This is a genomic window from Mesorhizobium sp. M0904 (assembly GCF_040319475.1).
GTDB lineage: Bacteria > Pseudomonadota > Alphaproteobacteria > Rhizobiales > Rhizobiaceae > Mesorhizobium.
On the sequence record NZ_JAMYOC010000004.1, the window covers coordinates 146,035 to 161,176 of the forward strand.

Genomic DNA, 15,142 nt, shown 5'->3' on the forward strand with positions numbered 1-15,142 from the left:
CAATAGGTATCGGAACTAGCCGACCTGCTCGATACGCAGCAGGTGATTGTCCCAGACATAGTCCGGCTCGGAACGTATCGAGCCACCGGCCTCGACGATTTCGCCGGCGCCGGTCGTCGCCATGAAGCTTTCCCCATCGGGTGCAACGCCGCAGACCTCGACCAGCGCCTTGCTGGCGACGATGCGGCCGCTGGCCGTGTCGATCACGGCAAGCGAATTCCCCTCAGGCGAAGACACGGCGATGGTGCCGGCGGCAGGGTTGGCCGCGACCGAGCCGATATAATTTCTGAAGGCCGAGAGCACGTCCTGCGGCATGTCGAGCAATTTCAAGTCCATGCCGCGCGGCGCGCGGCCGAGCAGTGGGGGACGATCGGTACCCGGCCCCCTGTATTGACAGCCGAACCAGACGGTGCCGGAGCGGTCGGCATCCATATGGCGGATCGACAGTTGGTGCAGCGCTGGCGGCAATTCGTGCTTTTCGGTGAGATCGCCGGTAAGGCGGTCGACCAGAACATAGGAAGGCTTCATCGTTGCGATGTTGAGCTCGGCGCGGCCATAATCCGGATGCGTCTCGATGCCGCCATTGGCCACAGCAATCGTCCTGCCGTCGGAAAGCAGCAAAAGCTCGTGCGGGCCTGTGCCGTAGGTCGGGAACTCGCCGATGCGCTTGAATTTCGCATGCGCGTCATAGACGCCGACGACGCCGTCGGCATTGTCGAAATCGTTCTCGGTTGCGTAGAGCAGCGTGCCATCGGCCGAAAACACGCCATGGCCGAAGAAATGCCGGCCGGCAACGCTGGCAATGGTGTGCGGTTCATCGCGGCCGGTATGGTCGAAGACGACAGCAAAGGTGCCCGGCTGCCTGGCAAACACCACCGAACGCTTAGACACCGGGTCGAAGGTAACGTCGTGGCCCCGATCGGGCAGATCGATCGTGTGCAACAACTTGCCGGCCTCGGACAGGACGGCCGCGCCATAGCTGCCGTCGCGCTTGACGAAAGCCGTGGCGAAGACCGCGTCGGCGTCGAGTGTATTTGCCCAGGCCGACGGCGCCATCGCCGCCACGAAACCAGCGCCCGCGGCCCTCAGGAAATCGCGCCGATCGATCAGCGGCGTCCTCATGATCAGTCGCCATCCAGTGACGAGAACCCGGCGGTCAGGCCGAATTCGGCGGTCAGCCTGGTGCCGATCAGGGTCGTCAGGCTGGATGTCACCAGTGCGAAGTAGTCTAGCTTCTGGCGCAACGTCGGATCGGCTAGTGCCTTGTCGATCGGACCCCTGATCGCCTTGGCGGCCTCGATCCCGTTGGTGAATTGGATGTGGACCGATTCCGCCATCCAGCGTGCATCAGGCGGCAGCGCATCGCCAAGCTGGGAGGCCTGGAACAGCGCATCCATGCCCGCCAGATTGCCGGTCAGCGAGCGTGCGGTGTTCTGCGAGCGCCAATAAATCGCCTGTTTCGGTTTGTCGGCCTCCGGCTTGGCGCCCAGGAAGCCTTTCAGGCGCACGTCGCGAACCATTTCCAACTCGTTGATGAAGACGCCGACCAGTTCGGTCACCGCTTCGGTTCCGTCGTGATAGAGCGCGTTCTGCGGACCGGGATGGGCCCAGAGCGCGGCAAAGCCGTTGGGCTTGTTCCAGGCCTCGCCGACCTCGGCGGCAATCGTCTCGACATTGCCGGCAATGGCTGCACCATAGGCGCAGCGATAGGCGTCGCCCTTGCCGGCCAATTGACCGGCGTCATCGCCGTAGAGCACGAACTCCAATGCGCCGAGCCCTTGCATGGCGACACTCTTTGTCGCCAGTTGGGCCGGATCGGCGGCCGCCGGATCCTTGCCGGCCAGTGCTGCCTGCACCTGCTTCAGGCCGATGCTCTTGCGGTCCGGCCAAAACAGCATGCGCTCAAGCCGGTTGTTTTCGGCGATCGGCCCGAAACGGATGATTTCCACCACCGACCAGGCATCCACGACGCCTGAGAATTCGGCGCGTGCCGCATCGAGAGTATCTTGCGAAGGCGCCTGGCAAAGCGCGTGCATGGTCTTGGCCAAGCTGTCCGCATGGTCATGCAGCCTGGTATAGGCCGGGCGGACGAAGCCGTCGATCGCCCGCTGGATCACATCCGAAGCCTTCACCGCGGCGGATGCCGGCAGCGCATCGGCGAGGACCAGCATCAGCGCGAGTGCAAGACGCTTCCGCATCAGAGCGACTCCAGAAACTTCATCAGCGCGGCGCGTTCGGCCGCATTGGCAGCGGCAAAGCGGTCACGCGCCTTCTCGCCCTCGCCGCCATGCCACAGGATTGCCTCGGCCAGGCTGCGTGCGCGCCCGTCATGCAGGAAGAAGGTGTTGCCGCTGACGGTCTGGGTGAGCCCGATGCCCCACAGCGGCGGCGTGCGCCATTCGCTTCCCGTGGCCTCGCCCACCGCCTGTCCGTCGGCAAGGCCGGGTCCCATGTCATGCAGCAAGAAATCGGAATAAGGCCAGATCAGCTGGAAGGCGTGCGCTCTGTTCGGGGTTCCGCGACGGGTGACGAATTTCGGCGTATGGCAGGAGATGCAGCCCATATCGTAGAACAGTTTTTTGCCGGCGAGCACATCCGGTCTGTCGAGATCGTGCCGAGCCGGCACGGCAAGGTTTTGCGAATAGAAGGTGACGAGGTCCACGACCGGCGGCGGCGCTTCGACCGGACCGAGGCGCTCCTGTACACCGTTGGATAGGGCAAGGCAGGTCTTTTCTGCGGCGCTGCAATCGCCCCAGTGCCTCGGCACCTCAGGCGTCGAAATGCCGATATCGCCGGCAAAAGCGTCCGCCGATTGCTGACGGATCGAAGCCGCCTGCGCCTTCCAGCCGAAACGGCCGAGCGTCAGTTCACCGCTGCTGCTGTCGCGTATTATGTTGGGCCTGCCGGAAATCCCGTCACCATCGCGGTCGGTCGCATCGGCATGCGCAAGGATGTCGGCAGGAGCGATCTGCTCCACCAGGCCAAGGCCGATCATCGGCGGTGTCATGCGCGGCGACAGCGTGGTGTGCGGATCGAGCGGCCCGTAGGCGAGACCCTCGACCGAATAGCTCGGCTTGCGCAGCGACACGACGCTGCCGTCCGCCAGTTTTACTTTCTGCTCCTGATAATCGACATGCATCCTGCCTTCGCCCTGCAGGCCGGGAACGGCTAGCTCCTGAAGTTGTGTGCCATAGACCGGGTCGGGAAAGTTGAGCACCTTGTGATCGGCGAGTGCGGCTTTCTCCTCCTCGGTACTGGCTTCCCTTGCCAGGCGCAGGAACATCGAGGTGGTGCCGCTGTCGCCTTCGGGCGGATGGCCGCGGCCGTCCTTCAGATGACAGTTTTGGCAGGCGCGCTCGTTGAACAGCGGACCGAGCCCATCCGAGGCTTGTGTCGAGGATGGCGACGACACCCAGTTCTTGCGGAAAATGGCATTGCCGAGCTTGAAGGTACCCTCTTCCTCGAAGCCGATGTTGGCGGAGGATTGCGAGAAGGCATCCTTGTTGACGTCCTTCTTCGAGGTGCCGGCGCCGCCCTGCATCAATTCGAATTGCTCGGGCTTGGAGAAATCGCTGGTCGGCCTGGTGATCGCAATGACGCGCGCCAGATCCTTCGGCGTCAGATCGGTGCGGCTGGTGGCAAGCCCCGCCGGTTGCGGCGCTCCGGCCAGCGCCGAGGCTGTGAGCGTCGCCACCACGGCAAGAAAAGGGCCGCGAAGGATCCCGTACCGCGGCTTCTTCTGAGGCGGCAGGCCGCAATCTTCGGCCGGCAAGAGGCGCAAGAAATCTAGGGGGCGCCGCATTCCGGCATGTCCTTATTCCGCCTCGTCGGCCGACGCTGCGTTGAGTTGGCCGTACTTTTCCTCGCCGATGGAGGCGAGCAGGTCGAGTTGCGTCTCGAGGAAGTCGATGTGACCTTCCTCGTCAGCCAGCAATTCCTCGAACAGCTTCATCGTCACGTAGTCGCCTGCTTCGTTGCAAACCTCGCGCGAACGCTTGTAGGCGGTGCGCGCGTCATATTCGCCGGCAAGATCGGATTCGAGCACTTCCTTGACATTCTGCCCGATACGCAGCGGCGCCACGGACTGCAGGTTCGGATGGCCCTCAAGGAAGATGATGCGCGCCACGAGCCGGTCGGCATGGTGCATTTCTTCGATCGATTCAGCGCGTTCCTTCTTCGCCAGCTTGGCGTATCCCCAGTCTTCCAGCAGCCGGAAATGCACCCAATATTGATTGACCGCTCCAAGTTCCAGAAACAGAGCCTCGTTAAGCCGCTCTATGATCTGCTGTTCGCCTTTCATGGATTCTGCTCCCGTATTGGACGCGCAGGCCTCTGACGCGATCCAGGTGTGAAACGATGTCCACGCCGCTCGCCGCCGAGCGGGCGTGATAATTTTCGGTGATCCGAATGATCGTTTCGACCACATTTGGGAAGCAGCCGCAACAGCGACCGCGCTTGTGCATGGCATGGTAGACCTTCGCCGGCACGATCAGCTGCCAGGGGTCCTCATCCAGCAGTCCGACGATCGTCTGCTCTATCTCCTTTTCGGTGATGATGTTGCAATGGCAGATCAGCATTTGTCGCTCTGGCTAACGGCGCTCATTGCGCCGCGTGGCTGTTGGTTTCGAAGTTTACTGGAACACCTTGTCCGGTGAATCGAGGCTGTCCGAGCCCTCGAAGGCGATGGCATTGAGCTTCAGGGTGCCGACGGCGCGTTCGATCGACTTGGTCTGATCGACCAGCGCGTCGATCGCCGCCTGCACGGTGGCGTTGCCGTCAGCGTTACCCTCGGCGATCTGCTGGTCATAGGCCTCGCCGGCAAGCGCCCGCGCCTTGATGGCCTCCATCTTGGCGATGGTGATATCCAGTTTAGCCGACAATTCCCTGTCGATCGCCGGATCGGCCGCCTTGACCATGTCGGCCACCGACGGCCCCTCGACGACAGTGCCGTCAAGCCGCGTGTAGCTGCCGTGATAGGCGGCACGGATGCCGATCGCATCGTAGAGATGGGAGTTGTAGGTGTTGTCGGAGAAGCAATCATGCTCCTCTTCCGGATCGTGCAGCAAAAGGCCGAGCTTCATCCGCTCGCCGGCGAGTTCGCCATAGGACAGCGAGCCCATCCCGGTGAAGATGGTCGAAATGGCGGCGTTCGGCTCGCCATCGACAAGGTTCTTGCGGGCGGCGCCGCCTTCCTTCCAGTCGTCGACCATATCCTTTAGATCGGAAACCAGAAGGTCGCTCGCCGATTTCAGGTATCGCGCCCGACGGTCGCAATTGCCGCCGGTGCAATTGGCGAGGTCGTAATCGGTGTAGGGCCGCTCGCCGGCGCCCGGACCGGTTCCGTGCAGGTCCTGACCCCAAAGCAGGAATTCGATGGCGTGATAGCCGGTCGCCACATTGGCCTCGATACCGCCGGCCTCCTGCAGGGTGCCGGAGAGGAACTCCGGCGTCAGATTGGTGGCGTCGACCTTCTTGCCGTTGATCTCGATCGACTTATTGGCGATCACATTGGCGGTGTATAAAGCGTTGGCATCCGACTCGGTGCCGTAGCCCTTGGCGACATAGTCGATCAAGCCCTCGTCGAGCGGCCAGGAGTTCACCTTGCCTTCCCAGTCGTCGACGATGGCATTGCCGAAGCGATAGACCTCGGTCTGCTGATAGGGAACGCGCGATGCCTTCCAGGCCTCGCGGGCGGCGTTCAGCGTCTCGGCCGATGGCTTGGCGAGCAGCGCATCGACAGCCTTGTCGAGCGCCTCGGCCGTGATCAGCGAATCCTCGTATTTGGCGAGCGCGATGTCGGAATAGGTCTTGATGACCGCCTTGGCATCGGTTTGCGCCTTGGCCGGCAGCACGAACACAGCCGCCGTGAGCATCGCGGTGGCCCCGATCGCCGCAAGCCTGCCGCCATACCGTGCCCTGATCATCGTTCTCATGACTGTCTCTCCTCGGGAATCAATGAAATGCCGGCGCCGCGGCGGGCAGCTGCCAGCGGGCAAAGAAGGGTCGCGCCATCGCGCGGTTCGCGGAAGAAAGACACCGAAATGCCTCCAATCGAAAGGGTTCAAGGCCCAGACATCAAAGGGATGCGCTGACGCGCGAGCTTCCATAAAACGGCGAAGACACCGGATGTCAACTGGTGGCGTAGAAAAAATTCAATTGAAACAATAGTTTAGAATTATTCTAAACTAGAACTGTCAACTTTAACACCGATGTATAGGAATGCCGGCGCATGACGCGGTTGACAGGCGGCCGTTCCGGGTGCGACCCGGATCGGCGCTCTTGCGGCGGGACCAGACAATCGCCACCTGGCGTGACGTCCTAGATTTGGGTGAGGAATCGGGCTGTTATGAAGATCGGGGTCGTCATTGTCGGTGCGGGTCATGCGGGCGTGCAAGCGGCCGCCAGTCTGCGCGAAGAAGGCTATGACGGGCCGGTAATCCTGATCGGCGACGAAGACGAATTGCCCTACCACAAGCCGCCGCTGTCGAAGACCTTCATCAAGGATCAGCAAGCAAAGCCGCAACCGTTGCGCGGCGAGGCTTTTTATACCGGCAGCGCCATCGACTACCGGCCAGGCCTCCGGGTCGAGCGGATCGACGTCGCCGGCCGCCGGCTGGAGATATCAGGCGGCGTGCTGCCGTTCGACCGGCTGATCCTCGCCACCGGCGCGCGTCCGCGCCTGCTGCCGCTGCCGGGGTCGGAGTTTTCTGGCGTTGTGTCGCTGCGCTCGCTCAGTGATGCCCGCCTGATCCGCGAATTAAGCGCGCAAAGCGAGGAGGTCGTCATCCTCGGCGGCGGCTTCATCGGCCTTGAGATTGCCGCAACGCTCACCGCCGCCGGCCGCAAGGTCACGGTGGTCGAGGCGGTTGACCGGCTGCTCGGGCGCGCCGTCGCGCCGGTCATCGCCGGCCATGTGCGCCAGCGGCTGGAGGCGACCGGTGTGCGCATCCTTACCGGCACCACCATCGAACGGCTGGAGGGCGAGAACGGCCGTGTTTCGGCTGCAATCACCTCATCTGGCGAAAGATTGCCGGCGCAGATGGTCGTCATCGGCATTGGCGTCGTGCCGAATGTCGAATTGGCCGAAGCCGCCGGCATTGCCATCGCCAACGGCATCCGCGTCGACCAGCAGATGCGCACGTCGGTGCCGGAAATCCTCGCCATCGGCGACGCGGCGTCCTACCGGCACTGGTTCACAGGCGGCGACGTGCGGCTGGAATCGGTGCAGAACGCCACCGACCAGGCGCGGCTCGCCGCACGCACCATCGCCGGCCACACCGACAATTACTCGGCGGTGCCGTGGTTCTGGTCCGATATCGGCGACATGAAGCTGCAGATGGTCGGCCTGATTGCGGGCGGCGACAGCCATCTCGTGCTGGGCGACGTGGCCGAGAACAAATTCTCCATCTATCACTACGCCGGAAGCCGGCTGCTCGGCATCGAATCGGTCAACCGGCCCGGCGACCACATGCTTGGCCGCAAGATGCTCGGCGCCGGCTTTTCGCCGTCGCCGCAGATTGTCGCGACCGGGCCGGATGGACTGAAGGCGGCGCTCGCCGCCTTCCAGGAAGAAGAGCCTGTCCGCGCTGCGGGATAAGATCAAACCCAATCACCCTGAATGACCTAGTCTAGTTCGACCGGGAGCTGACCTTCAAACATATAGCGAAGTAAAGGAAACAGCGGTATTTTGACCAATTGAAATCGTCGGGGGGTGCTCATGGCTCTATATGTCATTGGCGCAGGCATGGGTCGCACTGGCACATATTCGCTGAAGCTCGCGTTGGAGCATCTTGGGTTCGGGCCGTGTCATCACATGGCAGATGTCCACGCCAATCCCGAGCAGAAGACGCTGTGGCGCGCCGCCGGCCAGGGACAACTCCCGACCTGGGATGCGGCATATGCCGGCTATCTTTCCGCGGTCGATTGGCCAACGGCGCATTTTTGGCGCGAAGTGAGTGACCACTACCCTGATGCGAAGGTTATCCTGACAGTTCGTGACCCCGAAGCCTGGTATGACAGCATGGCGCAAACAATAGGGCTCACGATGGATGCTGCTACCAATGATCCACAGTCTTTTGGTGTGGCGGTGATTGGAAACACTGTCTTTGGCGGTCGATTTGATAACCGTGATCACGCAATCGCTGTCTATGAAGCACATAACGCTTCCGTGAAATCAACGCTGCCACCTGAACGCCTTCTTACCTATCAGGCCTCCGAAGGGTGGGAGCCGCTTTGTGCCTTTCTCGGTGTACAGTTGCCTTCCGAACCGTTTCCACGCACCAATTCGACTGCCGAATTTCGTGCTCGCATAGGGCGTTGAACGGCGGCTTGCCGCCTATCTCGGCCTTCGCCGCAGTTGAATCCCAGGCCATATCCTCGCCGCTCAGGCGGCGCGGGCGTCGCGGATCGAACTTTCCAGGATGTCGAGCGCCTCGTTCATGACGCCGTCCTGGATGGTGATCGGCGCGAGGAAGCGGATGACGTTGCCGTAGACGCCGCAGGTCAGCAGGATCAGACCCTTGTCGAGCGCCTTCAGCCGGACCGCATTGGCGAGTTCCGGCGACGGCAGGCCCTTCGTCACATCGTTGAACTCGACCGCGTTCATAAAGCCGGGGCCCCTGATATCGACGATCTCCGGCGCTTCGTCACGGATCGATTGCAGGCGCTGCTTCAGACGGTTGCCCAGCGTGTTGGCGCGGTCGCAGAGCTTCTCTTCGTCGATGACGTCGAGCACGGCATGCGCCGCGGCGACGCCGATCGGGCTGCCGCCATAGGTGCCGCCGAGCCCGCCGGGGTTCGGCGCATCCATGATCTCGGCACGGCCGGTGACCGCCGCCAGCGGAAAGCCGCCGGCCAGGCTCTTGGCCATGGTGGTGATGTCGGCCGCCACCTCGTGGTGGTCCATGGCGAACATCTTGCCGGTGCGGGCAAAGCCGGTCTGCACCTCGTCGGCGATCAGCAGCATGCCGTGCTGGTCGCAGATCTTGCGCAATGCGGTCATGAAGTCGCGCGGCGCCTCGTAGAAGCCGCCCTCGCCCTGCACCGGCTCGACGATGATGGCGGCAACGCGGGCCGGATCGACGTCGGCCTTGAACAGCCGGTCGAGCGCCGCCAACGAATCGGCGACCGACACGCCGTGCAGCGCAACCGGGAACGGCGCATGGAAGACGTCCGCCGGCATGGCGCCGAAGCCGACCTTGTAGGGCACGACCTTGCCGGTCAGTGCCATGCCCATGAAGGTGCGGCCGTGAAAGCCGCCGGAAAAAGCGATGACCGCCGGCCGGCCGGTGGCGTTACGGGCAATCTTGATAGCGTTCTCGACCGCCTCGGCGCCGGTGGTGACAAAAATCGTCTTCTTGTCGAACTTGCCGGGCAGCATGCCGTTCAGCCGTTCGGCCAGCCGGATATAGCTCTCGTAGGGCACGACCTGGTAGCAGGTATGGGTGAAGCGGTCGAGCTGCGCCTTGACCGCTTCGATCACCCTAGGGTGACGGTGGCCAGTGTTGACGACAGCGATACCGGACGAAAAATCGATATAGCGGCGGCCTTCGACGTCCCAGATTTCCGAGTTTTCGGCGCGATCGGCATAGATCTGAGTGGTCATGCCGACGCCGCGCGAAATCGACTGGTTCTTGCGTTCGGAAATGGCTGAATTTGTCATCGTATCCCTCACCGGACCGGCGCCCGCTCTCGTTTGATGGCTGTTGAGACTCTTTTGGGCTTATTTCAGGTTTTCCTCAAGTTGGCACCGTCGCCCGGCGATTGGGCCTGTCGATGCCGGTGTCGGCAACCGAACGCCCGTCGCTCATGCCGTCCTGACAAACCCCTCGCTCGCCCTCAGCAGATTGCGCGTGTAGTCCTTGGTGACGCGGCGCTCGACGAGGTCGCCGGCGGTCAGGTGCTCGACCGCCTCGCCGTTCTGCATCACCATCAGCCGCTCGCACATATGGGTGATGATGGCGAGGTCGTGGCTGACCATCAGAAAGGTCAGCTTGCGCCGCCGCCGGATCTCCTCCAGCAGGTTCAGCACCTCCGCCTGCACCGAAGCGTCGAGCGCCGAGGTCGGCTCGTCGAGCAGCAGGATCGACGGTTCGAGGATCAGGGCACGGGCGATTGCCACGCGCTGGCGCTGGCCGCCGGACAATTGATGCGAATAGCGAAAACGGAAGCCGGTGCCCAGGCCGACCTCGTCGAGTGCCCGCTGGATGCGCTTTTCGCCGTCGGCGAAGCCGTGAATGGCGAGCGGCTCCTGCAGCAGGCGGTCGACGGTCTGGCGCGGGTGCAGCGAACCGTACGGGTCCTGGAAGACCATCTGCACCTCGCGGTAAAACGCCTTGTCGCGACGCGCGCCGAGCGTTTTGCCGTTGACCGCGATGGTGCCTGATGCGGCCGGCGCCAGGCCGGCGATTGCCCTGAGCAACGTCGACTTGCCGGAGCCGGACTCGCCGACCAGGCCGAAGGATTCACCGGATTCGACCTCGAGGCTGACGCCTTTCAACGCGCGGAAGCGGTCGAAGACCACCTCCAGCCTGTCGACGGAAAGGGCTGCCGTCATGCTGCCCACTCCGGCTTGCGGTCGAGCACCGGCAGCGGGTGACGGTCGGCGCCGATCTTGGGCATGCAGTTGAGCAGGCCGCGCGTATAGGGATGCTGGGCACGGCCGAGCTCCGAGGCTTTGAGCTGTTCGACCACCTTGCCGGCATACATGACGATGACACGATCGCAGAAAGATGAGACCAAGCGCAGGTCGTGCGAGATGAAGATCAGCCCCATGCCGCGCTCGCTGACCAGCCGGTCGAGGATGCCGAGCACGTCGAGCTGCACAGTGACGTCGAGTGCCGAGGTCGGCTCATCGGCGATCATCATCTCCGGCCCGGCGATCAGCATCATGGCGATCATGGCGCGCTGGCCCATGCCGCCGGAAACCTCGTGCGGATGCAGGTCGAAGACACGGGCCGGATCGCGGATCTGCACAGCCTCCAGCATGGCAAGCGCGCGGTCGCGGGCTTCGGCCTTGGAGACTGTCTCATGCGTGCGCAGTGTCTCGACGATCTGGCGGCCGATGCTCATCACCGGGTCGAGCGAATATTTCGGATCCTGCAGGATCATGGCGATACGCTTGCCGCGCAGTGCGCGGCGCTCGCGCGGCGAGGCGGCCAGCAGGTCGATGCCGTCGAAAGCAAGCGTCTTTGCGGTCACCTCGGCCTGCGGCGGGGTGACGCCCATGATGGCGCGGCCGGTCTGCGACTTGCCCGAACCGCTCTCGCCGACGATGCCGAGCCGTTCGCGGCCGAGCGAGAAGGAAACGCCGCGCACTGCCTCGATCAGGCCGGTGCGCGTCGGGAAGGTGACGCGCAGCTCGTCGACTTCGAGAAGCGTGCTCATTGGTCACCGCTTCGCGGATCGAGCGCGTCGCGCAGGCCGTCGCCGAGCAGGTTGAAGCCGAGGCTGACGATGAGGATGGCAAAGCCCGGCGCGCCCGCCACCCACCACTGGTCGAGCACGAAGCGTCGGCCCGACGCGATCATCGCGCCCCATTCCGGCAGCGGCGGCTGCGCGCCGAGGCCGAGGAAGCCGAGGCCGGCGGCGGTCAGGATGATGCCGGCCATGTCGAGCGTCACCCTGATGATCAGCGAGGAGATGCAGAGCGGCATGATGTGGCGAAGCACGATGCGGAACGGCGAAGCGCCCATCAATTGCACCGCCTTGATGTAATCGGAATTGCGCACCGTCAGCGTTTCGGCGCGGGCAATGCGGGCATAGGGCGGCCACGAGGTGATGGCGATGGCGAGCACCGCGTTTTCGATGCCGGGGCCGAGCGCGGCGACAAAGGCCAGCGCCAGGATCAGCTTCGGAAAGGCGAGAAAGATGTCGGTGATGCGCATCAGGATCGCATCGGTCCAGCCGCCGGCATAGCCGGCAACGGTGCCGACCAGCAAGCCGATGGGCGCGGCGATGATGGCGACCAGAATGACGACATAGAGCGTCCAACGCGAACCGAAGATGATGCGCGAATAGATATCGCGGCCGAGATCGTCGGTGCCGAACCAGTGCGCGGCACTTGGCGCCAGCAGCCGCGAGCCCTTGAGGTCGCCGAATGTCGGCGAATAGGGCGCCAGCACGTCGGCGAAGGCCGCGACCACCAGCAGGGCGATGATGATGAGCAGACCGATGAATGCCAGGCGGTTGGCGGAAAAGCGCCGCCAGGCCACATAGGCGCGGCCGAGCCTTGCCTGCGCGCGCGACGCCGGCCGCTCGCTGAGCAGCCAATCACGGCGGGTTTGAATCGCTTCTGCGCTCATCCTGCCTTGGTCCTTGGGTCGAGCAGCCGGTAGAGCAGGTCGGACAAAAGATTGATGCCGATGAAGACCGAGCCGATGATGATCGTGCCGCCAAGCACGGCATTCATGTCGGCGTTCTGCAGCGAATTGGTGATGTAGAGGCCGATGCCCGGCCACGAAAACACCGTCTCGGTCAGCACCGAGCCTTCGAGCAGCCCGGCATAGGACAGAGCGATCACCGTAACCATCGGCACCGCGGCGTTGCGCAGCGCGTGACCCCAGATGATGCGCGTTTCCGACAGGCCCTTGGCGCGCGCCGCCACGATGTATTCCTGGGTGAGTTCGTTCAGCATGAAGGAGCGCGTCATGCGGCTGATGTAGGCGAGCGAGAAATAGCCGAGCAGCGAGGCAGGCAGGATGATGTGGCGGAAGGCATCGGCAAATACGTCCCACTGCCGCTGCCAGAGTGCATCCAGCAGGTAAAAGCCGGTAATCGGCGTGAAGGTGTATTCGTAGACGATATCGAGGCGGCCGGGAAAGGCGACCCATTGCAGCTTGGCGTAGAACAGCACCAGCGCCAGCAGCCCCAGCCAGAAGATCGGCACGGAATAGCCGACAAGACCGATGATGCGCACGATCTGGTCGATGATGCTGCCGCGCCGCACGGCCGCCAGCACACCAAGCGGCACGCCGATCACCGAACCGATCAGCGTCCCCAGTGTTGCCAGTTCCAGCGTCGCCGGAAAGGCGCGGCGGATGTCCGTCATCACCGGATTGGTGGTCAGCACCGAGGTGCCGAAATCACCATTCAAGGCATGTTTGACATAGATGTAGAACTGCTCGACCAACGGCAGGTCGAGACCCATCTCGCGGCGCGTTCGTTCGACGACATTGGTCGGCGCCCGGTCGCCGAGCACCGCCAGCACCGGGTCGATCGGGATCACCCGGCCGATGAAGAAGGTCACCGCGAGCAGACCGAGATAAGTCGTTATCGCGATGACCAGGAACCGGGCGATCGATGAGGCAGCGGCAACGGCGCGAGCGCTGCCGCGCCCCGCCGTTGTTTCCCTTTCAGCCAAGCTCATGCGGCGCGTCCGCCGACATCACTCCTTCGAAACAGGGCCGACGAAGTTGGTGTCGAAGCTCGGGCCGAGCGCAAAGCCCTTGAGGTTCTTGCGCAGGCCAGCCACTTCCAGCTGCTGGTGGATGATGACGAAAGGACTGGTATCGAGGATCTTCCTCTGAAGATCCTCGTACATTGCGGCGCGCTTGGCCGAATCCTTCTCGAGCAGGGCCGCTTCCGTCTGCTTGGTCAAGTCCGGAATGTCCCAAGCGTTGCGCCAGGCCAGGGTCTTGGTCTTGGCTTCATCCGAATTGTCCGGGTTGCTGGCAAAGGTCTGGGCATTGGAGTTCGGATCGAAATAGTCCTGGCCCCACTGGCCGATATAGATGTCGTGGTTGCGGGCGCGGTATTTGGTCAGCGTCTGCTTGCCGTCGCCGGGGATGATCTCCAGCTTGATGCCGGCCTGTCCCAGCGTCTGCTGGATCGATTCCGCCATGCCGGTGGTCGGTTGGCCGGTGCGCACGTCCATGGTGACGTTGAAGCCGTCGGCGAGACCCGCCTTGGCAAGCAGGTCCTTGGCCTTGGCGACATCGAGCTTGAACGGGTTTTCGTCGAGAGCACCAAGGTCGCCCTTGGGCAGGAAGGTCTGGTGGATCTCGCCGATGCCCTTGAGGATGGTTGAGCTCAACGCGTCGTAGTCGACCAGATATTTGAAAGCCTGGCGGACCTCGGGCTTGGCGAGGTTCGGGTTCTTCTGGTTGAGGCTGATGTAAAAAACCGTGCCTTTCGGCGCGCTGGTGGTGGTGAGATCGGCGTTCTTGGCGATGGCGTCGAGATCGTTTGGCTCGAGATTGCGGGCGACGTCGATATCACCGGTTTCCAGCGCCAGGCGCTGGCCCGAGCTTTCCTTCATGTTGCGGTAGATGACGCGGGCAAGCTTGGCCTTCTCGCCGTAGTAATTGTCGTTGCGCTCAAGGACGACAACTTCGTTGGCGCGCCATTCGCGCAGCTTGAAGGCACCGGAGCCGGCATAGCCGGTCTTCAGCCAGGCATTGCCGAAATCATTGTCCCATTTGTAGTCGGCGCTCGGCGTGACCGCCGCGACATGCTCCTTGACCAGCTTGGCGTCGACGACCGAGGCGACCGTCGCCGACAGGCAGTTCAGCACGAAGCTCGGCGCATAGGCCTTGTCGACGGTGAACTGGAACGTCGTGTCATCAACAGCCTTGGCCTTCTCGGTGACGTTGCCGCCGTCGATGCCGAACTGGCCGATGATGAAGGCCGGGCTCTTGTCGAGCTTGATGGCGCGCTCGAACGAATAGGCGACGTCCGCCGCTGTGATCGGATTGCCGGAGGCGAATTTGAGGCCGGGCTTGAGCTTGAACGTGTAGGTCAGGCCGTCGTCGGAGACGCTCCAGCTTTCGGCGAGATCGCCTTTGACCTTCGAGGTGTCGCTGAGGTCGAGGCGCACCAGGAGATCGTAGGTGTTGCCGGTGACTTCGGCGGTAGACAGTTCGAATGCCTCGCCCGGATCCATGGAGATGATGTCGTCGATGGCGAAACCCTCGACCAGCGTGTCGGCGGGCGTGACCGCGAAGGCAGGCGCACCGGCCAGAAGCAGCGCGGACATGGCGGCGCCCGCCAGCAAGAAGCGGGTGCGTAGAGCAAACTTTTCCATCATCATTTCAACTGTTCCCTGTTTTTGTTGACCTGAGTTCCCGGCTCAGGGTTGTGGCATTTCTTGCCGCGTCGAACGGTGATCCCCGGACCGTCGTATTGGCAATTTTTGTGCGGTTCC

Annotated in this window: 14 protein-coding genes; 2 read left to right on the forward strand and 12 right to left on the reverse strand. The window is 63.1% G+C overall.

Features of this window, described 5'->3' with window-relative positions; all coding sequences use genetic code 11:
- Positions 1–15: 15 nt before the first annotated feature.
- From NKH80_RS06335 to NKH80_RS06360, 6 genes are read right to left on the reverse strand one after another with little or no spacing between them, the layout of a single operon-like run.
- On the reverse strand, positions 16–1,122 hold the full coding sequence (locus tag NKH80_RS06335) for a DUF1513 domain-containing protein (protein WP_352506133.1): 1,107 nt from the start codon (positions 1,120–1,122) through the stop codon (positions 16–18).
- A gap of 2 nt (positions 1,123–1,124) precedes the next feature.
- Positions 1,125–2,198, reverse strand: coding sequence for an imelysin family protein (locus NKH80_RS06340; RefSeq protein ID WP_352644427.1), 1,074 nt, complete (start codon positions 2,196–2,198; stop codon positions 1,125–1,127).
- A complete protein-coding gene (locus tag NKH80_RS06345; RefSeq protein WP_352990288.1) occupies positions 2,198–3,802 on the reverse strand; it encodes a di-heme oxidoreductase family protein in 1,605 nt (534 codons plus the stop codon). Before NKH80_RS06345 ends, NKH80_RS06340 begins: the two co-directional genes overlap by 1 nt.
- Before the next feature lie 12 nt (positions 3,803–3,814).
- Positions 3,815–4,300 carry a bacterioferritin gene (gene bfr / locus NKH80_RS06350; RefSeq protein WP_023676883.1) on the reverse strand — a complete coding sequence of 162 codons (486 nt, stop codon included), beginning with the start codon at positions 4,298–4,300 and terminating at the stop codon, positions 3,815–3,817.
- Positions 4,266–4,577 (reverse strand): (2Fe-2S)-binding protein, encoded by a 312-nt coding sequence (locus NKH80_RS06355; protein WP_352990291.1) that lies wholly within the window; start codon positions 4,575–4,577, stop codon positions 4,266–4,268. The genes bfr and NKH80_RS06355 overlap by 35 nt, the downstream gene beginning before the upstream one ends.
- Before the next feature lie 54 nt (positions 4,578–4,631).
- The gene (locus tag NKH80_RS06360; RefSeq protein WP_352644571.1) at positions 4,632–5,924 is read right to left on the reverse strand and encodes an imelysin family protein; all 1,293 of its coding nucleotides are present in this window, start codon (positions 5,922–5,924) and stop codon (positions 4,632–4,634) included.
- A 422-nt stretch (positions 5,925–6,346) separates the two neighbouring features.
- Between NKH80_RS06360 and NKH80_RS06365 the strand changes: the two genes are divergently transcribed.
- Together NKH80_RS06365 and NKH80_RS06370 are read left to right on the forward strand one after the other, a co-directional pair.
- Positions 6,347–7,597: an NAD(P)/FAD-dependent oxidoreductase gene (locus tag NKH80_RS06365; RefSeq protein WP_352644429.1), complete on the forward strand. Its 1,251-nt coding sequence runs from the start codon at positions 6,347–6,349 to the stop codon at positions 7,595–7,597.
- A gap of 120 nt (positions 7,598–7,717) precedes the next feature.
- The gene (locus tag NKH80_RS06370; RefSeq protein WP_352644430.1) at positions 7,718–8,320 is read left to right on the forward strand and encodes a sulfotransferase family protein; all 603 of its coding nucleotides are present in this window, start codon (positions 7,718–7,720) and stop codon (positions 8,318–8,320) included.
- A 63-nt stretch (positions 8,321–8,383) separates the two neighbouring features.
- On the opposite strand, the gene NKH80_RS06375 is transcribed toward NKH80_RS06370, so the two are convergent.
- From NKH80_RS06375 to NKH80_RS06400, 6 genes are all read right to left on the reverse strand, one after another.
- A complete protein-coding gene (locus NKH80_RS06375; RefSeq protein WP_352475991.1) occupies positions 8,384–9,661 on the reverse strand; it encodes a 4-aminobutyrate--2-oxoglutarate transaminase in 1,278 nt (425 codons plus the stop codon).
- A 144-nt stretch (positions 9,662–9,805) separates the two neighbouring features.
- Positions 9,806–10,555 carry an ABC transporter ATP-binding protein gene (locus tag NKH80_RS06380; protein ID WP_352644432.1) on the reverse strand — a complete coding sequence of 250 codons (750 nt, stop codon included), beginning with the start codon at positions 10,553–10,555 and terminating at the stop codon, positions 9,806–9,808.
- Positions 10,552–11,385: an ABC transporter ATP-binding protein gene (locus NKH80_RS06385; protein ID WP_352644433.1), complete on the reverse strand. Its 834-nt coding sequence runs from the start codon at positions 11,383–11,385 to the stop codon at positions 10,552–10,554. The genes NKH80_RS06380 and NKH80_RS06385 overlap by 4 nt, the downstream gene beginning before the upstream one ends.
- Positions 11,382–12,302, reverse strand: coding sequence for a nickel transporter permease (gene nikC, locus NKH80_RS06390; RefSeq protein ID WP_352644435.1), 921 nt, complete (start codon positions 12,300–12,302; stop codon positions 11,382–11,384). Before nikC ends, NKH80_RS06385 begins: the two co-directional genes overlap by 4 nt.
- Positions 12,299–13,366, reverse strand: a complete 1,068-nt coding sequence (locus NKH80_RS06395; protein WP_254816192.1) for an ABC transporter permease — start codon at positions 13,364–13,366, stop codon at positions 12,299–12,301. The genes nikC and NKH80_RS06395 overlap by 4 nt, the downstream gene beginning before the upstream one ends.
- Positions 13,367–13,384: 18 nt before the next feature.
- Positions 13,385–15,028: an ABC transporter substrate-binding protein gene (locus NKH80_RS06400; protein WP_254816193.1), complete on the reverse strand. Its 1,644-nt coding sequence runs from the start codon at positions 15,026–15,028 to the stop codon at positions 13,385–13,387.
- Positions 15,029–15,142: the final 114 nt, after the last annotated feature.